The 22,792-nt window shown below is 69.5% G+C and carries 17 protein-coding genes; 11 read left to right on the forward strand and 6 right to left on the reverse strand.

The window, feature by feature from the left end; all coding sequences use genetic code 11:
- The first annotated feature begins 19 nt into the window (after positions 1-19).
- The gene (locus ACFVVI_RS20815; RefSeq protein ID WP_378990543.1) at positions 20-706 is read left to right on the forward strand and encodes a GAP family protein; all 687 of its coding nucleotides are present in this window, start codon (positions 20-22) and stop codon (positions 704-706) included.
- 123 nt (positions 707-829) lie between these two features.
- On the forward strand, positions 830-1,549 hold the full coding sequence (locus tag ACFVVI_RS20820) for a polyprenol monophosphomannose synthase (RefSeq protein WP_228536832.1): 720 nt from the start codon (positions 830-832) through the stop codon (positions 1,547-1,549).
- Between the two features lie 58 nt (positions 1,550-1,607).
- Here the strand turns inward: ACFVVI_RS20820 and ACFVVI_RS20825 are convergent, their stop codons facing one another.
- Positions 1,608-2,042 carry a DUF6069 family protein gene (locus ACFVVI_RS20825; RefSeq protein WP_387446367.1) on the reverse strand — a complete coding sequence of 145 codons (435 nt, stop codon included), beginning with the start codon at positions 2,040-2,042 and terminating at the stop codon, positions 1,608-1,610.
- Positions 2,043-2,194: 152 nt separating this feature from the next.
- On the opposite strand from ACFVVI_RS20825, the gene ACFVVI_RS20830 reads away from it, so the two are divergent.
- The 3 genes from ACFVVI_RS20830 (at position 2,195) to ACFVVI_RS20840 (ending at position 4,596) form a co-directional block, all read left to right on the forward strand.
- Positions 2,195-2,743: a hypothetical protein gene (locus tag ACFVVI_RS20830; RefSeq protein ID WP_387446368.1), complete on the forward strand. Its 549-nt coding sequence runs from the start codon at positions 2,195-2,197 to the stop codon at positions 2,741-2,743.
- 94 nt (positions 2,744-2,837) lie between these two features.
- Positions 2,838-3,398, forward strand: coding sequence for a copper chaperone PCu(A)C (locus ACFVVI_RS20835; RefSeq protein ID WP_387446369.1), 561 nt, complete (start codon positions 2,838-2,840; stop codon positions 3,396-3,398).
- On the forward strand, positions 3,391-4,596 hold the full coding sequence (locus tag ACFVVI_RS20840) for a Dyp-type peroxidase (protein WP_387446371.1): 1,206 nt from the start codon (positions 3,391-3,393) through the stop codon (positions 4,594-4,596). Before ACFVVI_RS20835 ends, ACFVVI_RS20840 begins: the two co-directional genes overlap by 8 nt.
- 39 nt (positions 4,597-4,635) lie before the next feature.
- Here the strand turns inward: ACFVVI_RS20840 and ACFVVI_RS20845 are convergent, their stop codons facing one another.
- Together ACFVVI_RS20845 and ACFVVI_RS20850 are read right to left on the reverse strand one after the other, a co-directional pair.
- The gene (locus ACFVVI_RS20845; RefSeq protein WP_387446372.1) at positions 4,636-6,048 is read right to left on the reverse strand and encodes an HAD-IB family hydrolase; all 1,413 of its coding nucleotides are present in this window, start codon (positions 6,046-6,048) and stop codon (positions 4,636-4,638) included.
- A complete protein-coding gene (locus ACFVVI_RS20850; protein WP_387446373.1) occupies positions 6,048-8,465 on the reverse strand; it encodes a glycerol-3-phosphate 1-O-acyltransferase in 2,418 nt (805 codons plus the stop codon). The genes ACFVVI_RS20845 and ACFVVI_RS20850 overlap by 1 nt, the downstream gene beginning before the upstream one ends.
- A 249-nt stretch (positions 8,466-8,714) precedes the next feature.
- On the opposite strand from ACFVVI_RS20850, the gene ACFVVI_RS20855 reads away from it, so the two are divergent.
- Entirely contained in the window at positions 8,715-10,010 is a 1,296-nt protein-coding gene (locus ACFVVI_RS20855; RefSeq protein WP_387446375.1) for a salicylate synthase, read from the forward strand.
- A gap of 55 nt (positions 10,011-10,065) precedes the next feature.
- On the opposite strand, the gene ACFVVI_RS20860 is transcribed toward ACFVVI_RS20855, so the two are convergent.
- Entirely contained in the window at positions 10,066-11,703 is a 1,638-nt protein-coding gene (locus ACFVVI_RS20860; RefSeq protein ID WP_378990534.1) for a (2,3-dihydroxybenzoyl)adenylate synthase, read from the reverse strand.
- Between the two features lie 153 nt (positions 11,704-11,856).
- On the opposite strand from ACFVVI_RS20860, the gene ACFVVI_RS20865 reads away from it, so the two are divergent.
- The 3 genes from ACFVVI_RS20865 (at position 11,857) to ACFVVI_RS20875 (ending at position 17,166) form a co-directional block, all read left to right on the forward strand.
- Positions 11,857-15,663, forward strand: a complete 3,807-nt coding sequence (locus ACFVVI_RS20865; protein ID WP_387446377.1) for an amino acid adenylation domain-containing protein — start codon at positions 11,857-11,859, stop codon at positions 15,661-15,663.
- 82 nt (positions 15,664-15,745) lie between these two features.
- A complete protein-coding gene (locus ACFVVI_RS20870) occupies positions 15,746-16,609 on the forward strand; it encodes an oxidoreductase (protein ID WP_378990532.1) in 864 nt (287 codons plus the stop codon).
- An 86-nt stretch (positions 16,610-16,695) separates the two neighbouring features.
- A complete protein-coding gene (locus ACFVVI_RS20875; protein ID WP_378990531.1) occupies positions 16,696-17,166 on the forward strand; it encodes a carboxymuconolactone decarboxylase family protein in 471 nt (156 codons plus the stop codon).
- Here the strand turns inward: ACFVVI_RS20875 and ACFVVI_RS20880 are convergent, their stop codons facing one another.
- Complete coding sequence (locus ACFVVI_RS20880) at positions 17,167-17,976, reverse strand: NAD(P)H-binding protein (RefSeq protein WP_387446378.1); 810 nt, start codon at positions 17,974-17,976, stop codon at positions 17,167-17,169. It abuts the gene before it with no gap.
- Between the two features lie 313 nt (positions 17,977-18,289).
- Here ACFVVI_RS20880 and ACFVVI_RS20885 point away from each other — a divergent pair, with 313 nt between their 5' ends.
- Positions 18,290-19,378 carry a 3-deoxy-7-phosphoheptulonate synthase gene (locus ACFVVI_RS20885; RefSeq protein WP_379220174.1) on the forward strand — a complete coding sequence of 363 codons (1,089 nt, stop codon included), beginning with the start codon at positions 18,290-18,292 and terminating at the stop codon, positions 19,376-19,378.
- Between the two features lie 52 nt (positions 19,379-19,430).
- On the opposite strand, the gene ACFVVI_RS20890 is transcribed toward ACFVVI_RS20885, so the two are convergent.
- On the reverse strand, positions 19,431-20,048 hold the full coding sequence (locus ACFVVI_RS20890) for a LysE family translocator (RefSeq protein ID WP_387446380.1): 618 nt from the start codon (positions 20,046-20,048) through the stop codon (positions 19,431-19,433).
- A gap of 61 nt (positions 20,049-20,109) precedes the next feature.
- Between ACFVVI_RS20890 and ACFVVI_RS20895 the strand changes: the two genes are divergently transcribed.
- Positions 20,110-22,740 (forward strand): ATP-dependent RNA helicase, encoded by a 2,631-nt coding sequence (locus tag ACFVVI_RS20895; protein ID WP_387446382.1) that lies wholly within the window; start codon positions 20,110-20,112, stop codon positions 22,738-22,740.
- The last annotated feature ends 52 nt before the right edge of the window (positions 22,741-22,792 follow it).

Here is a 22,792-nt window from a genome sequence, read left to right on the forward strand (position 1 = left end):
GAGTAGGGTCAGCCATGTCATGGATGGGTATCGACTGTTGGCCCTGCTCGGGTTCGCTCTGCTCGACGCGCTCGATGTGCTGCTGGTGGCGATCACCACGGCCGTGGTCGCCGACGCCAGGCTGACCCGGCGCTCGCCGATGACGGGTGTGCTCAGCTTCCTCGGCGGCGTTTTCGCGATCTCCGTGGTCTTCGGCGTGTGCACCGTACTCGGCATCGACTTCCTGGTCCGGCTCCTCGACTTCGAGTTGACCCCGGCTCTGCGGTACTGGGGCGAGCTGGTGATCGGCCTGGTGCTGATCGCGGTCGCCGTGCTGCCGGTGGACACCACCGCGCCCACCGGTGGTCGCTGGGTCGAGCCGGTGCGTAAGCATCCGTGGCTGATGGGCGTGCTCGGCTTCACGCTGGGTTTGGCGAAGGTGCCGACCTCGGTGCCGTACCTCGCGGCCCTGGCCCTGCTGTCCGCACAGCGCCCGCTGCCGGTGGTGTGGCCGGTGATCGTGGCCGGTTACTGCGCGATCGCCCTGATCCTGCCGCTGGTCGTGCTCGCTGTCGCCATGCGGCGGACACCGCGCGCGCGGCGGGTATACCGCCTGCTCGTGCGGGGCATCACCCGCTTCGGGCCGCCGGTCATCAGGGTGCTTTTCGTCGTGTTCGGCCTCGGATTGATCATCGACGCGCTGGTCCACGCGGGTCGGCTGTGGTGAGCGCCCGCACGGCCACTCAGGAAAGCGTCAGGACCATCGAGTACCGTCATAACGAATCGATGACATGCCCCGTGCCCGCATCCTGGGCCGCGGGGCTATCCAGGTGAGCAGGGAGGGCGACCCTTGAGGGTTACCGTTGTTGTGCCGACCTACAACGAGCGGGAAAATCTGCCGGTGGCGGTGGAGCGGCTGACGGCTCTGCCGGTGTCCGATCTGCACGTGCTGGTGGTAGATGACAATTCACCCGACGGCACGGGTGATGTCGCCGACAAACTGGCCGCTGAGCTGCCGAATGTGGTGAGCGTGCTGCACCGCACCGAGAAGGACGGTCTCGGCCGCGCCTACATCGCGGGCATCACCGCGGCGCTCGACGAGGGTGCCGACGTGGTGATCCAGATGGACGCCGATCTGTCGCATCCCGCCGAGGTGATCCCGTCGATGCTCGAGAAGCTGAGCTCCGACGACGTCGGCGTGGCGCTGGGGTCGCGCTACGTGCCCGGTGGTTCCACCGCCGCGGAGTGGAAGTGGTACCGCAAGGCCCTGTCGGCCTGGGCCAACTTCTACGTGAACCTGATCCTGCGCCTGGGCGTGAAGGACGCGACCGCCGGTTTCAAGGCATGGAAGGCCGACACCCTGCGGGCGATCGACGTGGCGTCGATCCGCAGCAACGGCTATTCGTTCCAGGTCGAGATGAACTACCGCGCGATCAAGAAGGGCTACACGATCGCCGAGGTGCCGATCCGCTTCGAGGAGCGCACCGTCGGCGCGTCGAAGATGAGCCTGAAGGTGCAGCTCGAATCGGCGCTCATGCCGTGGAAGCTGCTGTTCGGCCGCTCGGTCTAGAACTCGGCACGCGAAAGGCCCCGCCGTTTCTCGGCGGGGCCTTCGCTGTGTGTTCGGGTCACTTCGCGGTGATGCCGCGACGCACACCTTCCAGCGCGATCACCATGACCGGCACCAGCACCACGTGCATCACCGACAGGGCGATGGTGGAGGCGGTGTCGAAGTCGGTGGCCACGGTCAGTGCGATGGTCCCGATCGACAGCACCGATCCGACCACGGCGGCGGTCCGCAGCACGCCGGTCCACACGTAGGACACCAGCACGGCGACGGTCAGTCCGATCAGCAGCGGCACGGCCGACATCATGATCACCCCGCCGGGCGCGACACTGGCCTCCTTGCCCTGGTCGGTCATGATGAACGACCCGCCCGCGGCGGCGCCGACGGCCCAGACGATCAGGTTCAGCACCACGGCGGTGGCAGCGGCGCCCAGCACGGCCACGGGCCGGTTCAGTGCGGGAACGGTGTAGGTGGCGGGGGCGGTGGTGGTGGTCATGATGTTCTCCCTCATTCGGTGGTGAGACCATCATCAAACCCAAACAATGGTTAAGGTCAAGTCTTTCTTCGGAATTCGGCTGCGGCACCGATGAGACGCCGGTCATACGCCCTGATCCCGTTGTCTACGACACGTAGTCGTAGCATGGCTGTGTGCGTTCACCGACGGATCACACCGCGCGCTTACGCGGCGCGGCGGTGGGTGCCGCGTCCGGTGCGGTCGCCGTGCTCGCGCACGGCCTCGGTGGCGCTACCGCCCTTCCCGCCGGCTCGTCGATGGCCCTGCTGTTCGCCGCCTGCGCCCTGATCGGTGTCGTGGTCTCCGCGCTGCCACGCGGGCACAGTCCGGTCTCGACCATGGCGGTGCTGGCTGTCGGCCAGGGCGTCGGGCACACCGCGATGTCGCTGGGACATGTCCAGCACCATCCCCTTTCGGCCGCGATGGTGCTCGCGCACCTGGTCGCGATTCCGGTCGGGGCGATCGCGATTCGCGCCGCCGAAGTCGGAGTACGCCGGGCGATCACCAGCGTGCGCCAGCTGGTCCTCGTGCTGGCCGGGGTCGTGCGTCCCCTCGCGCGTGCGGTCCGGCGACCCGCCGCCGACGAGCGCGCGGTGCTCCGGCAACTGCTCCTACGACCGGACATCGGGCTGCGTGGTCCGCCCGGAACGGGCGCGACCACACTCACCCCCGTTCCGGCGTAGCTCCACGCCGTCGAAATCCGCCGTCCCGGTGGATGATTCGCTGTGCCGACAGGCCGGTCCGGGGTCCATTCCATCCCGATGATCGGAGTTCCCCATGTCCGCGTACACGCGTACCCACCTGCGTTCACCCCGCGTCGCCCGCCGTCTCGGTGCCGCGACCGCACTGTCTGTCCTCGCCCTCTTCTCCACCGCCTGCTCGGGTTCGGAACCCGCGCCCGCTGCCCCCGCGTCGGCGGGCGACCGGATCACGATGAGCGACCAGTGGATCAAGGCCGCCGACTCCGGCATGTCCGCCGCCTTCGGCAATCTGCGCAACACCGGGGACGTGCCGGTCACCCTGGTCGCCGCGACCAGCCCGGCCTCGGACCGGGTCGAGATCCACGAGGTCGTGCCCGACAGCACCGGGGCCAAGACCATGCGTCCGAAGAAGGGCGGCATCACCATCCCGGCGCACGGTGAAGTGACACTGAAGCCCGGCGCCGAGCATCTGATGTTCATGGATCTGTTGCAGCCACTGCGCACCGGCGCGGAAACCTCGCTCACCCTGACCTTCTCCGACGGCTCGAGCACTGTCGTCAGCGCCCAGGTGCGCGATTTCGCGGGCGGCAAGGAGAATTACACGCCGGGCTCCGAGAACCCGACGCACGGTGGCTGATCCGCATGCCGGGCTCTCCCGCCGCCGGTTGCTCGGCGGGGGAGCGGCGGCAGCGGGTGTCGTCGGTGCGGCCGGAATCAGCTGGGGCGCAGCCGGTCTCCGGGATCGGGAACGAGAACCCGGCGAGGGGCTCGACGTTGTTCCGTTCTACGGCGCGCACCAGGCCGGCATCGAGACCACGCCACCCGGCCACGTGGCCTTCGCCGGTTTCGATCTCGCGCCCGGCGTCGGACGCGAGGACGTCGTCGGCCTGCTCCGGATCTGGACCGACGACGCGTCGCGGCTCACCCAGGGCGTTCCCGCGCTGGCCGACACCGAACCGGAACTCGCGGCCCGGCCTGCCCGGCTCACCGTCACGGTCGGTTTCGGTCCCGAGCTGTTCACCGTCACCGGTCTCACGGCACGACGACCGAGGTGGCTGCGGCAGCTGCCGCCGTTTCCCGTCGACCGGCTGGAGCCCGCCTACACCGGCGCGGACCTGGTGCTCCAGGTCTGCGCTCAGGAAGCGACGACGGTAGCGCACGCGGTGCGGGTGCTGTCCAAGCATGTGAAGTCGCTGGTGACGGTGCGGTGGGTGCAGCGCGGCTTCCGGGACGCGCCACGCGGCCAGACCATGCGCAACCTCATGGGCCAGGTCGACGGCACCGTCAACATCGCCCCGCGCACGGTCGACTTCGATCGTCTGGTGTGGGACGACGGCGCGTCGACGCCGTGGCTGACGGGTGGCACCTCGCTGGTGCTGCGCCGGATCGCCATGGATCTGGACCGCTGGGACGAACTCGACGCCGACGGCCGGGAACTGACCGTCGGCAGAAAGGTCAGCACCGGTGCGCCGCTCACCGGCACCGCCGAGCACGACGAACCCGATCTGACGGCGGTGGACCGCAACGGCATCCCGGTGATCCCGCCGTCGTCGCATGTCGCCCGCGCCAGGCACACGCACGACGGTGAACGGTTCCTGCGGCGCGGTTTCAACTACGACGAGGCGCCCGCCCCGGGGCAGCTGTCGAATTCGGGACTGCTGTTCGTCGCCTACCAGCGCGACGTCGATGCCCAGTTCCTGCCTGTGCAGCAGCGGCTGGCGGAGTTCGACGCGCTGAACGAATGGACGACCCCCGTGGGCTCGGCCGTGTTCGCGATCCCGCCCGGCGTCCCCGCGGCCGGGAACTACCTCGGGCAGCAATTGTTCGAGAGCTGAGGGAGTCCGGCCGGGCGCACCACCGCGCCCGGCCGGATCTCAGTCGGTTTCCGGCCAGTTCAGCAGGGTGGTTTCGAACAGCTGCCGAACGCCTTCCACCTCGGCGTCCATGTCGGCCGGGTCCCAGCCGGAGACGTCGATCGGCGCCAGCACCGCCACGTCGACGATGCCGGGGCGGGCGATCGGTGAATCCCGCCAGGCGATCTCGCCGGCATTGCGGACCACCACCGGGATCACCGGCACGCCGGCCTGGATGGCGATATGGAAGGCGCCCTTCTTGAACGGGCCGACACCGGGGGTGAACGAGCGCGTTCCCTCCGGGGCGACCGCGATCGAGAGCCCGTCGCGCAGGGTCGAAACGACCGGGGCGAGTGCGGCTTTCGCGCGCTCGGTGTCGGTGCGGTCGATGAAGGTGACCCCGACGAACCGCATCAGCGGGCCGAACAGGGGGTGGTTGGCGAGTTCCTTCTTGCCGATGCCGGTCACCGCGCCGTCGAGCACCTTGGGGACGATGATCACGTCGAACTGGCTCTGGTGGTTGAACAGGAACACCGCGGGCCTGGGTGCGCGGGCGTTCTCGGCTCCGACCACGCGCAGCTGTACGTCGATCGCGCGCAGGGTGGCGGTGGTGGCGTCGTGCATGAGCGCGTCGGCCATCGTCTGGCGTTTGCCGGTGTGGGACTTGCGAAGTACGCCGATCAGCGCACCGCCGATGAGCCCGGCGAAGCCGGCGATGGTGCGCAGGTAGTCGACGGGGCGCGGAGCTCGGCGCAGCCGGAATGTGAGGGTGGGCCAGTCGTTGCCGATGGCGATCGCGGCCAGCGCGGGGTCCGGGTCGATCACGGTCGGCCGGGTGGCGAGTTCGAGCAGGGACAGGTCGGTCACGCTGTCGGCATAGACATAGCCGACCTCCAGGTCCGCGGCGAATTCGGCTACCGCCGTGGCTTTTCCGGTGCGCCACAGCGGTGCGCCCGCCGTGTGGCCCGTGAGAACGCCGTCGCGGACGGCGAGTTCCGTGCACAGTACGTTGTCGATGCCGAGCCGCTCGGCCACGGGCCGGACCTGGAATCGGGTGAGCTCGCTGACCACGATCACGGTGTGCCCGGCCAATTGGTGCGCGCGGACGAGCTGCCACGCCTCGGGAAACAGTCGCCCGTAGATCTGCTCGGCGAAAGCCTTGCGGCCCAGCTGCTCGAGCTCGGACTCCGAGGCACCCGCCCAGGTCTGTTCCACGGCTTGCAGGAAGCGTCCGTAGTCACCATCGCTGCCACCGCGCTGGATACCGCCGAGCAGGGTGGCCCGGCGGCCGTCGCCACGACGGAACACCTTGCGTGCCAGTCCCCGTCGCGGCAGGCCGTCGACGACGGTGCCCCCGAAATCGAACACCGCGGCGATCCGTGCGCCCTGCGGACCCGACCGGATCGCGGACACTGCTTCGGCGAGTGTGCTCATCAGTTCGTGTTCCTGTTCGATGGATCGAGCGAGGCCGCCCGCGCGATGCGCTCTCCGAGATCACGCAGCTGGTCGGCGAATTCCTGGCGCTTGCCGATCAATTCGGCTTCGGCCCCCGCGGCGGCGGGTGCGATGAGGCCGTGGTTGTCGGCCAGTTTCCAGGCACTGGTGAACAGTTCCGACGACACCGATTCGGGGCTGTGCAGCCGCTGCTGCAACAGCATCTGCTTGCCGACCGCCACGCATTCGTCGATGAATTCCTTGCGATCGATTGTCGCGTCGGCAGCGCGGGCCACCAGACGCTCGGCCACCACCAGCTGCGCGTCGAAGAACGATCGCAATACCCGATGGGCCATCACGAACCCGGATTCGGTGACAGCGCCGAGGAATTGGCGATCCAGCCGGTCGTCGGGGGTGTGCTCGTCCCATTCGGGCACGATGAGGCGCACTTCCTCGATGATCTGCTCGGCGAACTCCTGCCGTTCCGGGAAGAAGAACTCGAACTTGAGCAGATCGCGCAGCGCGAAGGCCGCCTTCCACGCCGCCCGCAGCGGATCGTCACCCGGCTGTTCCACCGCGGTCAGGGCGGCCAGCTCGAGGATGGCCCGGTTGACGAACCAGTGCACCGCGCTGTTGCGATAGAACGCCGCCTCGAGGTGAACCCCGGGTTCGATCGCGTACACCGGCTCCAACCCGCCGCGGTACACGGTGACAACACCCGCGAGCGCGAGCTGCTCGAGCACCACTCGCAGACCCTGTTCGTCGCGCAGCGTGGACAATTCGCCGCTCGGTAGCCCGCGCACGGTGATGTAGCCGAGTACCGGATCGAGCACCGTGCGCACCTGCCCGAGGGTGAGCGCCCGTTCGTGCACGCCCAGCAAGGCCAGGGTGACCAGCGCGTTGACGGTGATCGGGGTGACCTCATTGATGCCGACCGCGATGTCGAAAGCCAAGCGCTGCACCGCTTTGTGCTCGGCGTCGGCCACGGCTTTCTCATCGGGAACGGTGGCGGAACCGGTCTCGGTATCGCGCAGCGGAATGGTCACCGGGCGCTGATCGAGTGGGTCGCCGTGCACGCCGAGACGCTCGCGTGCCGAAAGCGCCTCGCCGAAGCGCACATACACCCGTCCCGCCGAGTGCTGCTGCAGCCGGACATATTTCGCGAGCCAGCCGATGCCCTCGGCCTTCTTCGTGCCGCCGGCCTGTTCGCTCGCGATCGCCCCGAGCTCGTTGAGCCGCTCGTAGGTGATCGAGACCGGCACCAGCATCACGTCGTCGACGCGCCGCGAACGGACCGCGGCGGCAAGGTAGTTGAGTAGTCCGTACCGCGGCGGGCGAAGCTTGCCCGTCCTGGTGCGCCCGCCCTCGAAGTACCACTCCATATTGAATCGCTTGGCCAGCAGGTAGGCGAAGTATTCCTCGACGACCGCCTTGTAGACCTCGTCGTCGCCGAAGCTGCGCCGGATGAACACCGTGCCCGTGCGGCGCGCGATCGGTCCCATCGGCCAGAAGTTGAGGTTCGCGCCGCCGATCACATGGTTGGGCGGAAAGTCGTTGCGCGCCAGCACGTCACCCAGGACGAACGCGTCGACATAGGAGCGGTGCGAGGGCAGGAACACCAGCGGGTGCTTGCGGTTGAGCTTGCGCAACGCGTCGAGGCCGCGCAGATCGGTGTCGACCTTCCAGGTCGAGGCGTGTACCGGTCGCATCGCCTGGGTGAACAGGTCCGAGACCAGCCGGCTCTGGGCGGCGACGAGCTCGCGTAGCGCCTTCTCCGCGTTGCGGTACACCTGGTCGGGTTCGGAGCCGATCTCGTCGGCGATGTAGTCGAGCTTGCGCTGGAATTCGGGGGAGTCGAGGATCTCCTCGGCCACCAGCTGGGGCACCTTGTAGCGATCGCCGATGACGGTGCGTTCGGCGCGTTCGAGCGCGACCACGGCGGCGCGTACGACCGCGCGCGCGAACGGATCCGCCGAGCCCGCGCGCAACAGCGCCGCGGCCTCGGGATTGTTGGTGCGCAGCGCGCTGAGCCGGGCGGGTGCGCCGACCAGCACGCGGTGGCGGTCGGGTTCGGTGCGCAGCAGCCTGCGCTGGACGAGCCGGTTGGGTTTGCGCGGATTGGTGAGCATCGCCAGGTCGGCGAAGGTCACCCGGCGCACGCCGTCGCGTTCGGGCGGCAGCCACAACACCCGGACGGGCACCACCAGCGGGTCGTCGTGCCTGCCGACAAGGCGTTTGGTGATGGCTTTGGCGTCGAGGTCGAGCTGGGTCACCGGGGCCGTGGAGTCGATCTCCCTGCCGAGACCACCCTGGGCGATCCAGTCGCCGATCACCGCGCGTTCGACGCCGGAGGCCGCGTCGACCAGGGCGACCACCGAGTCTGCCTGCGGGCCGCGCCGCCCACCTTTGTCGATCATTGCTCCATTCAAGCCGCAGATCTGCTTCGGCGCACCGAACTCGGTCCACAGCGCGTTGCGCGACGCGCGAACAGCGGGGGATGTCCGGTGGGGTGCGACAGTGCCGGCGGTTTGCTCGGTGGAACGGAAGTGGCGAAGAATACCCAACACGGGTCTGGTCAAACGGCGAGGTAATGCTAACCTAACCAAGCAAAGTTAGGTCAGCTTTACCTTGGAGGATCGTTGTCGTCGACGGAACAACCCGTACGGGTGGAGTATGTGACCGACCCGGCGGCAGCGATGTCACGTCTGGCCGTCTCGGATCGATTCGGTGAGTACGTGATGTACGAACAGCCCGGTGTGTGGGTGTTTGCCGCCGATCCGCTCGGCAGCGTGGAGCTCGACGCCGGTGAGCTGCGCACTGTCTGGGGTGGTGAGACCACCGCTCGCGCCTGGACCGGCAGCCCGGCCACCGCCATCGATACCGCGCTGGCCGACCTGCCGCTCGACGGCCGCAACGCCTACGGCTGGATCGGCTTCGAATTCTGCGCCTACTCGCTGTCGGCGACGCACTACCTCAATCCGCTCACCTCGCTGGCGCACCTGATGATTCCGCGAATCGAGGTGCGCGTCGACGCCACCGGCGTGCGGATCAGCGGCGCCACCCCGAGCGAGGCGTGCGACATCCACGATCTGATCGCCGGCTCACAGGGCGTGGACCTACCGGTGCCGACGCCGGTCGACGTGCGATCCGACTCGACGAACTACGAACAGCGCGTGGCCACGGCGGTCGCCGAAATCCGTTCCGGCAGCTATCAGAAGGTGATTCTGTCGCGCAAGGTCGAGCTGCCGTTCCCGGTGGACGTGCCGGCGACCTATCGCCTCGGCCGGGCCGGCAACACGCCCGCCCGCTCGTTCCTGCTGCGGCTGGGCGGGCTCGAAGCGGCCGGGTTCAGCCCCGAGCTGGTGGCCTCGGTCGACGACGATCGCATCGTCACCACCGAACCGCTGGCGGGTACGCGGGCATTCGGGCTCGGTGCCGAAGCCGACGATGCCGCCCGCGCCGACCTGCTCGCGGACCCGAAGGAGATCGTGGAGCACGCGATCTCGGTGCAGACCTCCTTCGCCGAGATCGCGGAGGTGGCTGTGCCGGGCACGTCGGCGGTCTCCGATTTCATGGCCGTGCGCGAGCGCGGCAGCGTGCAGCACCTGGCGTCCACCGTGCGTGGCACCCTGGCCGCCGACCGCACCGCGTGGGACGCGCTCGAGGTGCTGTTCCCGTCGGTGACCGCCTCCGGTATCCCCAAGCGCGCGGGCGTCGACTCGGTGTTCCGCAACGATCACGATCCGCGTGGGCTGTATTCCGGTGCGGTGGTCTGCGTTTCGCCGACCGGCGCGCTCGAGGCGACGCTGGTACTGCGGGCGATCTACCAGACCGGTGAGGGTGCGTGGTTGCGCGCCGGTGCCGGAATCGTGGGGCAGTCGCGCCCCGAGCGTGAGTTCGAGGAGACCTGCGAGAAGCTGGGCAGCGTAGCGCCTTACGTGGTCAAGGCTTACAAAGCCTGATCCTCGGAGTCGAACGGCGGCCCACCCTTCGCGGGGTGGGCCGCCGTTTCGCGTATCAGCCGTGCAGGGCTCGCAGCGCCTTCTTGTCGATCTTGCCGACCGCGGTGATCGGCAGGGCGTCCGCCTGCCGGACCAGGTCGGGGAGCTTGTAGGTGGCCAGGCCGCGTTCGGTGAGGAAGGACTTGATCTCCCCGAGGGCGGGTAGCTCGCCGGTGACTACCAGGACCACGCAGGCCTTTTCGCCCAGCGAGGCGTCGGGCAGGCCGACCGCGGCGGCATGGCGGACGGCGGGGTGAGCGAGCAGGTGCTCCTCGAGCTCATCGCAGGAGATGTTCTCGCCACCGCGGTTGATCACGTCCTTGATCCGGCCGCTCACGACGAGGTGGCCGCTGGGCAGTCGGCGGACGAGGTCGCCGCTGCGGTAGAAGCCGTCGGGAGTGAAGGCGCGCGCGTTGTGCTCGGGCGCACGGTAATACCCGCGCAGCGTGTAGGGGCCACGGGTGAGCAGTTCGCCCTCTTCGCCCTGGGCGACGTCGTTGCCGTCGGCGTCGACGACGCGCAGTTCGTCGGCGGGGGAGAGCGGGCGGCCCTGTGTGGTGTACACCAACTCTTTGTCATCGTCGAGACGGGTGTAGTTGAGCAGCCCCTCGGCCATCCCGAACACCTGCTGCAGGGTGCAGCCCAGTGCGGGCTCGACATCGCGGGCGTTCACCTCGGCCAGTCGCGCGCCGCCCACCTGGAGCAAGCGCAACGAGCTCAGGTCGGCGTCTTCCCAATCCACGGCCGCACTCCACAATTGGGCCAGCGGCGGCACGACGCCGGTGACGCTCACCCGGTGCTTCTCGATCGCGGCGAAGGCGGCCTCGGGGCTGGGGTCGAGGGTGAAGGCGATGGCGCCGCCGGTCGCGACGGTGCCGAGGATGCCGGGGCAGGCCAGCGGAAAGTTGTGCGCCGCGGGCAGTGTCGTGAGGTAGACGTCGTCGGGGGTGAGCTCGCAGACCTGCGCGCTGGCGGTCGCGTTGTAGACGTAGTCGTCGTGGGTGCGGGCGATCAGCTTCGGCAGGCCGGTGGTGCCGCCGGAGACCAGCATCACCGCGATGTCGGACGGATCGATCTCGGGCAGCGAATCACCGTCGCGAGCAACCGAATCCAGCGCGACGAATCCGGATGCCGTGCCGTCCCCGTTGTCAGGATCTCCTGCTACCAGTACGTGGCGCAGGCTCGGCACCGCTTGCTGCACGGTGGTGGCCAGCTCGCGGTAGTCGAAGTCGCCGAGGTGGTCGGGGATGAGGTAGGCGACCGCTTCGGACAGCGCGGCCAGGTGCTCGATCTCGGCGCGGCGGTGCGCGGGCAGGGTGAGGACGGGGATGATCCCCGCGCGCAGCACACCGAACAGGGCCGTCGCGAACTCGGGGATGTTCGGCAGCTGCACGATCACGCGGTCACCGGGAGCGATGCCGAGGGCCAGCAATCCGTGCGCCATCCGATCGGCGGCGGCATCGAGTTCGGCGTAGGTCTGCGCACCGGCGTCGCTGAGCACCGCGGGTCGCTGTGGCTGGGTCCGTGCGGTGTCGCGGAGGAGGTCGCCGAGCGTTCGCCCGGTCCAATAGCCCGCGGCCCGGTACTCCTGCGCGGCGGCTTCGGGAAAGGGGACGTAGCCCTCGTGGTGGCCGGTTGCCGATGTCGACGTCACGTACTGCCTCACTGAATTCTCGGCGGCTGGTGCCGCGGGTCCGACCGCATAGAATGCTGCATAGGTTAGGCAACCCTATCTCAATGGAGTAGGCTGCCGCCGGGCAGTACCGAATCCGTCCCGGCTGGGCGGCGAGCAAGGAGTGATCGGCAGATGGAGACAGCACCCACAGGCGGCGCCGGGATCGACCGCGCCGAGATCCGTGCCGCGATCGCCCGCCATCTCGACATCACCCCCGAGGCCGTCGCCGAGGCCGACGACCTGATCCAGCTCGGCCTCGACTCCATCCGCACCATGAAGCTCGCGGGCGCCTGGCGCAAGCGCGGCATCGCCGTGAACTTCGCCCTGCTGGCCGCCCACCCCACGGTCGACGCCTGGCACGCCCTGCTCAACGGGGCGGACCCCGAGGACCTCGCGGCACGTGGCGGCGTGCCGGACGCCGTCGAACCGGCCACCGGGGAATCCGCCCGCGAGCTCGACACGTCCGCGAGCGAACCCCTGATCGTTCCCGACGACGGCACGCCGTTCGCGCTCGCGCCGATGCAGCACGCGTACTGGATCGGCCGCTCCGACGCGCAGGAACTCGGCGGTGTGGCGGCACATCTCTACGTCGAATTCGACGGCGCCGATGTGTATCCCGAGCGGCTCGAGCAGGCGGTCGAGCAACTGCTGTCTCGCCATCCCATGCTGCGCACCAGGTTCCTGCCCGACGGCACCCAGCAGACCCTCGACCGGCCCGGCCGCGCGGTGTTCGGCGTGACCGATCTGCGCGAGGCCTCCGCCGACGAAGCCGAGCAGCGGCTGGCGCAGTTGCGCAGCGCGCGGACGCATCAGCGGATGGCGGTGGAAGACGGCCAGGTGATCGATATCGCGCTGACGCGCCTCGCCGACGGCCGCACCCGCCTGCACCTCGATGTCGACATGCTCGCCGCCGACGCGATGAGCTACCGCATCCTCATCACCGACCTCGCCCGGCTCTACCACGGCGAACAGCTTCCGCCGCAGGACTACACCTTCCGCCAGTACCTGGCCGAGCACCGGCGCGACAGCGCCGCGACCCACGGTTCGGACAACGCCGCCGCACCGCAGCCCGACGCGGCCGCGGGCCAGGGGCAGGGTGCGCGCGCCCTCGCCGACGAGCGGGCCCGCGACCGCGCCTGGTGGCAGGATCGCCTGAGCGAGCTGCCGGGTGCGCCGGAACTGCCGTCGGCCCAGCACATCTCGGATCCCAACCGCACGATCCGCCTGCACCGCTGGCTCTCCCCCCAGGCCAAAGCGCAGGTCTTCGACGCCGCCCACGCCCGCGGCATCACCCCGGCGATGGCCCTGGCCTCGGTGTTCGCCGAAACCATCGGCGGCTGGTCGGCCCAGCGCCGCTTCCTGCTGAATCTGCCACTGTTCCACCGTGAACCGGTGCACCCGCAGGTCGACGGTGTCGTCGGCGACTTCACCTCCTCGGTCCTGCTGGAAGTCGATGTCACCGCGCCCGCCACCGTCGCCGACCGTGCCCGCGCCCTGCAGCAACGCCTGCACGAGGCAGGCGCGCACTCCGCGTACTCCGGCCTGGAGGTCCTGCGCGACCTCGGCCGTCATCGCGGGGAACCGGTCCTGGCTCCCATCGTCTACACCAGTGCCCTCAACCTCGGCGAACTCTTCCCCGACACCGTCACCGACACCTTCGGCGACCCCGTCTGGATCATCTCCCAGGGCCCACAGGTCCTCCTCGACGCCCAGATCACCGAGGTCCGCGGCGGTCTGCTGCTGAACTGGGACATTCGCGAATCCGCCTTCCCCGCCGGCGTCGTCGACGCTATGTTCGCCCGCTACATCGAAGCGATCGAACGTCTCGGCGGCCGGCCTTCCGAACTCGCCGAGGCATCGGCCGATTCGTCGGAGTCCGGCGGTGCGCAGCCGACAGCAGTCGAGCCCGCTGGGGCCGAGGAGACCTCGCCGGTGGTGCCCGCGGCGGCCGGGCATACACGATTCGCCGGGGGAGCGGGGTGGCAGGCCGAGGCCGGTGTACGGATTCCGGTGGAGCAGGCCGCTACTCGGGCCCGTGTGAACGCCACCGCGGGGCCGGTGAGCGGCGGGCTGCTGCACACCGGGTTCTTCGCGAACGCGGCCACGAATCCGTCCGCGCCCGCCGTGCTGTGGGAGCCGACCGGGCAGCTGACCTATGGCGAGCTGGCCGCCGACGCGCTGGCGGTGGCCGGTGCGTTGCGGGAAGCCGGTGTGACGCCCGGTGATTCGGTCGCGGTACAGCTGCCGAAGGGCCCCGACCAGGTCGTCGCGGTGCTCGGTGTGCTCGCGGCGGGTGCGGTGTACGTGCCGATCGGGTTCGATCAGCCCGCCGCTCGTCGCGCCGAAATCCTCAGCACCGCAGACGCTGTCGCCGTGCTCACGGTCGGCGGTGCGCGGATTCCCGACGCCCGCGCGATCGACCTCGCCGAGGCTCGCACGCACGCGGAACCGTTGGCGCGCCCCGTCTTCGGCGATCCGGAGAACACCGCCTACGTGCTGTTCACCTCGGGCTCCACCGGCAAGCCCAAGGGCGTCGAGGTGCCGCATCGCGCCGCGATGAACACGATCGACGACCTCAACGAGCGCTTCGACCTCGGCCCGGCCGACCGGGCGCTTGCCCTCTCGGCGCTCGAATTCGACCTCTCCGTCTACGACATCTTCGGTCTGCTCGCCGCAGGTGGCGCGGTGGTCACCGTCGACGACGCGCAGCGTACCGATCCCGCCGTCTGGGTCGAACTCGTTCGCCGCCACCAGATTTCGCTGCTCAACTGTGTACCGAGCCTGCTCGACATGCTGCTCACCGCCGCCCCGGCGTCGCAGCTCGACCCGGGCACCGGATCCACTACCGCCACGCCGTCCGGGCCCCTCACCTCACTTCGCACGGTGATCCTCGGCGGTGACTGGGTTGACGTCGCCCTCCCCGCACGTCTGGCCGCAGTGGCCCCGAACAGTCGTTTCGCCGGTCTCGGCGGCGCCACCGAAACCGCGATCCACTCCACCATCTGCGAGGTCGTCGACGCGCGGGTTCCCGTCGAATGGACCGCCGTCCCCTACGGCACCCCGTTGCGCAACGTGCAGTGCCGCGTCGTCGGCCCGGCGGGCAACGACTGCCCCGATTGGGTCAGCGGCGAGCTGTGGATCGGTGGGGACGGTGTGGCCACCGGTTACCGCGGCGACCCGGATCGCACCGCCGACCGTTTCGTCACCCACGAGGGTCTGCGCTGGTACCGCACCGGCGACCTGGCCCGCTACCTGCCCGACGGCGGCCTGGAGTTCCTCGGCCGCGCCGACCACCAGGTGAAGATCCGGGGCTACCGGGTGGAGCTGGGTGAGGTGGAGAGCGCACTGCGCGCCGTGCCCGGTGTTCGCCACGCGGTCGCCGCGGTGGTCGGAACGGCCGCCCCGAAACTGGTCGCGCTGGTGGTGCCGACCCCCGGCACGGTCCTCGACGTCGACACGGTGCTCGCCGCGACCGCCGAGCTGGTCCCGGTCTACATGGTGCCGACCCGGCTCGAACTGCTGGCCGAGCTGCCGCTCACCTCGAACGCCAAGCCGGACCGCAAGGCCATCCGCGCGGTCCTCGACAAGGGCGAGGGCACCGAGGAATTCGTGGCGCCGCGCACCGATCTCGAACGCGCGCTCGCCGCGGTCGTCGCCGAGGTGCTGGTCACCGACCAGATCGGCGTCACCGACGACTTCTTCGCCCTCGGCGGCGATTCGGTGCTCGCCACCACCGCGGTGGCCCGCATCCGCGAATGGCTCGATGCCCCCGACACCATCGTCGCCGACCTGTTCACCGCCCGCACCATCGAAGGTCTCGCGGCACGGATGTTGCGGCGGGAAGCGGAATCCGGTGCCGCCGGCAGGCTGGACGCGGTCGCCGGCCTGTATCTGGAAGTCGCCGCGATGACCGACGACGAGATCCTCGCGCAGTCCTGATGCCGACACCTGACGCTGGGGCGAACCCCGCACCGGCCCTTGCCGATTCGCGCATTTCCCCAGCGTCGTTAGACTTTCACCAGTGAGCAAGTGGACTACCGCGAACCTGCCGGACCAGACCGGCCGCACGATTATCGTCACCGGTGCCAACAGCGGTCTGGGCGCCGCCACCGCGCGGGCGCTGTCCGAGGCGGGTGCGCGCGTGATCCTGGCCTGTCGCGACACCGCCAAGGCCGAGCGGGTGGCCGCGGGGCTGCGCGGTGCGACCGAAGTCCGTGAACTCGACCTGGCGAACCTGAACTCGGTGCGCGCCTTCGCCGATTCGATCGAGCGCGTGGACGTGCTGATCAACAACGCCGGTGTCATGGCTCTGCCGTTGCGTCGTACCGCCGACGGTTTCGAAATGCAGTTCGGCACCAACCATCTCGGCCACTTCGCGCTCACCAACCTGTTGCTGGATCGCCTCACCGATCGGGTGGTGACGGTGTCGAGCGTCGCGCACCGTATCGGCAGGATCGATCTGGCCGATCCCAACTGGGAGCAGCGCCGCTACGACCGCTGGCTCGCGTACGGCCAGTCCAAGCTGGCCAATCTGATGTTCGCCTTCGAGTTGCAGCGCCGCCTGGCCGGTGAGGGCGCCGCGGTGATCTCGGTGGCCGCGCATCCCGGTTACGCCGCGACCGAACTCATGTCCCACACCGAGTCCATCCAGGACGCGATCATGTGGCTGGGTAACCGCACGCTCGCTCCCACCGCGCAAGAGGGTGCGCTGCCCACGCTGTTCGCCGCCACCGCCGATGTAACGCCCGGCGCGTTCTACGGCCCCGACGGCTTCCTCGGGCTGCGCGGCAACCCTGCCCTCGCGGGCAGTGCGCGCTCGGCGAAGGATCGCACGGTCGCCTCCGAACTGTGGGAGCTCTCCGAGAAGCTCTGCGGCCTGATCTGATTCGGTGATCGGCGTCACACGCGCCGATGTCACACCGTGCGCGGCTGCCTCGTCGTCTCTGTGAACCCCACGACGAAGGAGTCATCATGGAAGCGCGCTTCAACCTCTACGGCAACGCCATCACCGCGAGCTTCAGCAAGCGAATGGTCATGGCGGGCAAGGTCATCGACGATTCACCGCTGCCCAAGGCCACCTATGAACTGGTGAAGATCCGGGCTTCGCAGATCAACGGCTGCAGCTACTGCGTCGACATGCACACCAAGGACGCCGCCCACGCGGGCGAGACCGCGGTGCGGATCAACCTGGTCGCCGCCTGGCGGGAGACCAATGTCTTCACCGAGGCGGAGCGGGCCGCCCTCGCCCTCACCGAGGAAGCGACCCGCACCGCCGACGGCGGCCACGTCTCCGACGACACCTTCGCCCAGGTCCGCAAGCACTACGACGACGACCAGATCGCGGGTCTGATCGCCGCCATCGCGATGATCAACGCCTGGAACCGGCTCAACGCCATCGCCCACACCCCGGCCGGTGACTATGTCCCCGGTCAGTGGAGCTGATCAAGCGAACCGGTGCCCGTGCTCGGCCGCCCACTGCGCGAAGGTGCGCGCGGGTCGGCCGAGTACCTGTTCCACCGTCGGGTCGACCGTGTACGACTCGGGACTCGACTCGGCGTACCAGCCGATCACATAATCGGCGTCGGCCTGCGAGACCCCGGTCGCAGTCAGCCGTTCGACCGCTTGCCGATGGGTGATCGTGGCGAAGGCGATCTCGCGGCCCGCCGCCTGCCCCAGAATCGCGAGCCGCTCCGGCGGTGTGAGCGCCTGGGGACCGGTGAGGTTGTACGCGCGGCCCGCATGCCCGTCTTCCAGCAGTGCGACGGCGGCCACCGCGCCGATATCGGCCTCGTGCACCAGCGCGCTCGGATGGGCGTACGGCTCCCGCACCACGCCGTCGGTCCGGATCGGCTCGAGCCAGGTCAGCGTGTTCGACATGAACTCCTGCGGCTCGAGCCGCGTCCACTCCACGCCGGACTCCGCGATCGCCTGCTCGACCGGGCCGACCCCGCCACCCCAGACGACGGTGATGCGGCGCACGCCGGCGTCGATGGCCTTGCCGATCAGCTCGGCCCCCACGTCGGCGAGACCGTTGGTCACCGTCACATGCAATCGCTCGACGCCGTGCCACGCATCGTCGAGCGTCGACGGCACGTTGTGGGTCCCGGTGAACAGTTCCACCTCCGGGCCGAGGAGTGCGCGTGCGGCGTCGGCGTCGCGGGTCACCGCCCTGACCTTCTCGCCACGGCTGACGAGTTCCCGTACCACCTGGCGGCCGGTGTTGCCGGTCGCGCCCGTAACCAATGTTGTCACAGTCGTTTTCCTTTCCTCGACCATCGACGCTAGAAGCTCGAGCAAGGTAGAGGTCAAGGGCTTCGCGCCGGTTCGGCGGAGGGGCGCGATGTGATGGTCCACACGTCGGGCAACCATGGCTCACCTTTCGGCGTTTTACCGGTGGTACAGTCCACGGCATGCAGCGCGCATATTTCTGGTTTAGCTATCCGGCCCTGGGTGGGCCGGTCTGCGACCCTGCGCGCTGACTTCCTCCACCTCGAGCCGGATAACGCCCGGCTCGACGGTAGCGATTTCCGTGGGTCGGCCTCTTAACGAAAAGGACCCACATCTCATGACCACCGCAGCCGATGTCGACTCGCGGCATTCTGATCTCGACGACCAGCGCACCCTCAGCGTGAGCCCTCTGCGCTCGCCCGCCGAGGTCCGCATGGTCCACCAGATCACCGACGCCCTCGCCGACACCGTCCGTTCGGGCCGCAAGGCCACCGTCGACGTGCTCAACGGCGACGACGACCGCCTCATGGTGATCGTCGGCCCGTGTTCGGTGCACGACCCCGCCGCCGCGCTGGAATACGCCCGCAAGCTGGCCGAGAAGGCCGCCGAGCTGAGCGACCGGCTGCACATCGTGATGCGCGTGTACTTCGAGAAGCCGCGCACCACGCTGGGCTGGAAGGGTCTGATCAACGATCCCCACCTGGACGGCTCGTTCGACGTGAACACCGGCCTCGGCATCGGCCGCAAGGTGCTCGTCGACATCACCGCCCTCGGCCTGCCGGTCGCGTGTGAGTTCCTCGACCCGATCACTCCGCAGTACATCGCCGACCTGGTCTCCTACGGCGCGATCGGTGCCCGCACCGCCGCCAGCCAGGTGCACCGGCAGCTGTCCTCGGCGCTGTCGATGCCGGTCGGCATCAAGAACGGCACCGACGGTGACGTGCAGGTCGCGGTCGACGGTGTGCGCGCCGCCGCCGCCAGCCACGTCTTCCCCGGCACCGACCTCGACGGCCGCTCCGCGCTGATCCGCACCTCGGGCAACCCCGACTGCCACGTCATCCTGCGCGGCGGCAGCAACGGCACCAACTTCGACGCCGCGTCCTGCGCCGAGGCCAAGCTGCGCCTGGAGAAGTCGTCGCTGGCCCAGCGCCTGGTCGTCGACGCCAGCCACGGCAACAGCAACAAGGACCACAACAAGCAGGTCGACGTCGTCACCGACATCGCCGACCGGATCGCCGCGGGCGAGCAGGGCGTGGTCGGCGTGATGCTGGAGTCGTTCCTCGTCGCGGGTCGCCAGGACCTGACCCTCGGCAAGGCCGACGACCTGACCTACGGCCAGTCCATCACCGACGCGTGCATCGACTGGAACACCACCGCTACCCAGCTCGACCGTTTGGCCGACGCGGTGGCCACGCGCCGCGGGTAATACCGTCGACCGACAGTGCGGGCCTCGGATTCCGGGGCCCGCACTGCTGTGTCTACTGGTTCTGTACCGCGAGGCGTCCCGCGAGGGCGACGAAGGAGACGCCGAACACCCGCCGCATCCACCGGACCACCACCGGTCGCGACAGCACATAGGTGCGCATCGCGGCGGCGACTGCCCCGTAGCCCGCGAACACCACGAACGTGGCCAGCATGAACAGTCCGCTGAGCTCGAGCATGCGACCCAGCGCGTTCGGTGCGCCGGTCGGCACGAACTGCGGCAGGAACGCGAAGAAGAAGATCGTCAGCTTCGGGTTCAGGATATTGAGCAACACCGCCGAGGTGACGACCTGCCGCGCCGAGGGCTCCACCGCAGTGCGCTGCTCCGGAATCGCCAGTGCGCCCTTGTCCCGCAACGTATTCCACGCCATGTACAGCAGATACGCGACACCCAGGTACTTCAAGGTCTGGAACGCGACCGCGCTGGTGTTCAACAGCGCGGCCAGCCCCGTGATCGCCGCGATCATGTGCGGAACGATCCCCAACGTGCACCCGAAGGCAGCGATCACGCTCGCCCTCGTCCCTCGGGAAAGCCCCGCCGCCAGGGTGAACAGAACGCCGGTACCGGGCGTGGCGACGATGACGAGCGTGGTCAACGCGAACTCGATGCTCATCTCCCGCAGGGTAACCAGCGATCGCGGATCGGGAAATACCTTTCCGGCAGACTGGTCGGTGATGAAGCTTCCCGAACTGCCTGACCTTCCGGTGCGACCGGCGCTGGACCGGATCACGTCGACGCTGGCCGAGCGCGGTGTCGCGGTGCTGGTCGCGCCGCCCGGCACCGGCAAGACCACATTGGTGCCGTTGGCGCTGGCGGCCGGGTCGGCGGGGAAGATCGTGGTGGCCGAGCCGCGACGGTTGGCGGCACGGGCGGCCGCGGCGCGGATGGCGGCATTGCTGGGGGAGCGGGTGGGAGAGACCGTGGGGTACGCGGTCCGCGGGGATCGGAAGGCCGGCGCGCGGACGCGGATCGAAGTGGTGACCTCGGGGTTGTTGGTGCGACGGTTGCAGAGCGACCCGGAGTTGGTGGGGGTCGCCACGGTGGTGCTCGACGAATGTCACGAGCGGCATCTGGACGCCGATCTGCTGTTGGCGCTGCTGCTCGACGCGCGGTCGGGGTTGCGACCGGATCTGCGGGTGCTGGCAACGTCGGCGACAGTGGCCGCGGATCGTCTGGCACAGCTGCTCGGCACCGGGGAGACCGGGCCCGGAGATTCGCGTGCCCCGGTTCTGGAAGTACACGGGCGGACCTATCCGGTCGAGGTGGACTACCTGTCCGTCCTGCCCCGCGAGCGGATCGAAGCGCAGGTCGCGCGGGCTACCCGCACGGCGCTGGCCACCATCGACGGTGATGTGCTCGTCTTCCTGCCCGGTGTCGGCGAGATCAACCGCACGGCAGGGCTCTTGCGCGAGCTCGACGGGGTCGACGTAGTCCCGCTGCACGGCAGACTCGCGGGTGCGGCCCAGGACCTCGCGCTCCGGCCGGGATCGCGGCGGCGAGTGGTCTTGTCCACTGCCGTAGCCGAATCCAGCCTCACCGTTCCCGGCGTGCGCGCTGTCGTCGATTCGGGCCTGTCCCGCGTCTCCCGTGTCGATCACCGGCGCGGCCTTTCCGGTCTTGCGACAGTGCGTGTCTCGGCTGCCGTGGCCGAGCAGCGCGCGGGCCGCGCCGGCCGCGAAGCACCCGGCCACGCGTGGCGTTGCTGGCCCGAATACGAACACCAAACCCTGCCCGCCTATCCCGAACCCGAGATCCGGACCGCCGAACTCACCCGTCTCGCACTGGAATTGGCTTGCTGGGGCACCCCCGACGGCGCCGGCCTCGCCTGGTGGGACGCCCCGCCCGAAGGTGGCCTCGCGGCTGCCCGCGCCGTCCTGCGCGCCCTCGGCGCCCTCGATGATGCCGACCACATCACTGCGCGCGGCAAGGCCATGGCCGAGCTCGGCCTTCACCCCCGCCTCGCCCGCGCGCTCCTCGACGGCGCCGCCCGAGTCGGTGCGAGAGCCGCCGCGGAAATGGTCGTGCTGATGGACGACGACTCCCTCGCCGACACCGCCGACGCGGCGGCAGCCCTGCGTACCCTCCGCAGGGGACGCCCACCCCGCTGGACCCGCGAAGTTCAGCGCCTGACTCGACTCGTCACGAACACGTCATCCGGCGACGAGACCCGCCAACCGCTTGCCGGCGGCACACAGGCTGACGGCTCGCGTGGGGCAGGTCGGCGTGCGGGGTCGAGCTCCGGCGGGGCGCGGGTCGATGTCTCGTCAGAGGTATCGAACTCGGGCTCGGTGGCCGGTCGACCGGGTGATGGTGACTCCGGAACGGAGGTCGCGGCGCTGTTGATCGCGCTGGCGCAGCCGGAGCGGTTGGCTCGACGGCGGGCGAGCGGGTCGTCCACCTTTCTCATGGCGGGCGGTACCGCGGTGACGCTGCCGCCGGGGTCGGGGCTGGCAGCGGCGGAGTGGCTGGCGGTGGCGGTGGCCGATCGTGATCCCGGGCGGGCCGAAGGCCGAATCCGGCTGGCGGCCGTCGCCGATGAGGATCTCGCTCGGGAAGCCGCGCCGGGGTTGGTGGTCGTGGCCGATGAGGTGCGGTGGGACGGCGGTGATGTGGTGGCCCGGCGGGTGGAGCGATTGGGCGCGATCGTCCTGTCGGAGAAGCCAATACGTCAGCCCGAGCAGGCGCTGGTGGAACAGGCTGTGCGGCAGGGGATTCAGGCCGAAGGATTGGGCCTGCTGCGCTGGAGCGAGGACGCGCGCAGTCTGCGTCAGCGTCTCGGTTTCCTGCATCGCACGCTCGGCGCGCCGTGGCCCGCCGTCGACGACGGCGCACTCCTCGCCGACCTCGATGTCTGGCTCGGCCCCGAATTATCCACCGCCCGCCGCCGTGCCGACCTCGCCCGCCTCGACGCGGGCACCGCGCTGCGCCGCCTGCTCCCGTGGCCCGCCGCCACCCGCCTGGACGAACTGGCCCCCGAACGCCTGGAAGTCCCCTCCGGCAGCCGCGTTCGCGTCGACTACTCCGCGGATCAGCCGATCCTCGCGGTCAAGGTCCAGGAGATCTTCGGCTGGACCGACCCGCCCACCCTCGCCGACGGCCGAGCCCCCATCCTGCTGCACCTGCTGTCCCCAGCTCAGCGCCCCGTCGCTGTCACCGCCGACCTGGCCTCCTTCTGGAAAAACGGCTGGCCACAGGTCCGCGCCGACCTTCGCGGCCGCTACCCCAAACACGCCTGGCCCGAAGATCCCACCACGATCTCCGCTCACCGGGGAACGGCTCGCCGAGCCACCAACCGCCCGAACTGATCGTTCACCACAGGGCTCGGGCGGTTGGTAGCCGGTGACGTTCGGTGAGTTG

Origin of the sequence: Nocardia sp. NPDC058114 (genome assembly GCF_042884695.1) — a bacterium.
Classification (GTDB): Bacteria; Actinomycetota; Actinomycetes; order Mycobacteriales; family Mycobacteriaceae; genus Nocardia.

Bases quoted from the DNA above. Each gene is read 5' to 3' on its own strand.
- ACFVVI_RS20875 (WP_378990531.1), top strand. From the start codon at position 16,696: ATGGAAGCGCGCTTCAACCTCTACGGCAACGCCATCACCGCGAGCTTC.
- ACFVVI_RS20835 (WP_387446369.1), top strand. From the start codon at position 2,838: ATGTCCGCGTACACGCGTACCCACCTGCGTTCACCCCGCGTCGCCCGC.
- ACFVVI_RS20865 (WP_387446377.1), top strand. From the start codon at position 11,857: ATGGAGACAGCACCCACAGGCGGCGCCGGGATCGACCGCGCCGAGATC.
- ACFVVI_RS20895 (WP_387446382.1), top strand. From the start codon at position 20,110: ATGAAGCTTCCCGAACTGCCTGACCTTCCGGTGCGACCGGCGCTGGAC.
- ACFVVI_RS20845 (WP_387446372.1), bottom strand. From the start codon at position 6,048: ATGAGCACACTCGCCGAAGCAGTGTCCGCGATCCGGTCGGGTCCGCAG.
- ACFVVI_RS20890 (WP_387446380.1), bottom strand. From the start codon at position 20,048: ATGAGCATCGAGTTCGCGTTGACCACGCTCGTCATCGTCGCCACGCCC.
- ACFVVI_RS20825 (WP_387446367.1), bottom strand. From the start codon at position 2,042: ATGACCACCACCACCGCCCCCGCCACCTACACCGTTCCCGCACTGAAC.
- ACFVVI_RS20815 (WP_378990543.1), top strand. From the start codon at position 20: ATGGATGGGTATCGACTGTTGGCCCTGCTCGGGTTCGCTCTGCTCGAC.
- ACFVVI_RS20850 (WP_387446373.1), bottom strand. From the start codon at position 8,465: ATGATCGACAAAGGTGGGCGGCGCGGCCCGCAGGCAGACTCGGTGGTC.
- ACFVVI_RS20885 (WP_379220174.1), top strand. From the start codon at position 18,290: ATGACCACCGCAGCCGATGTCGACTCGCGGCATTCTGATCTCGACGAC.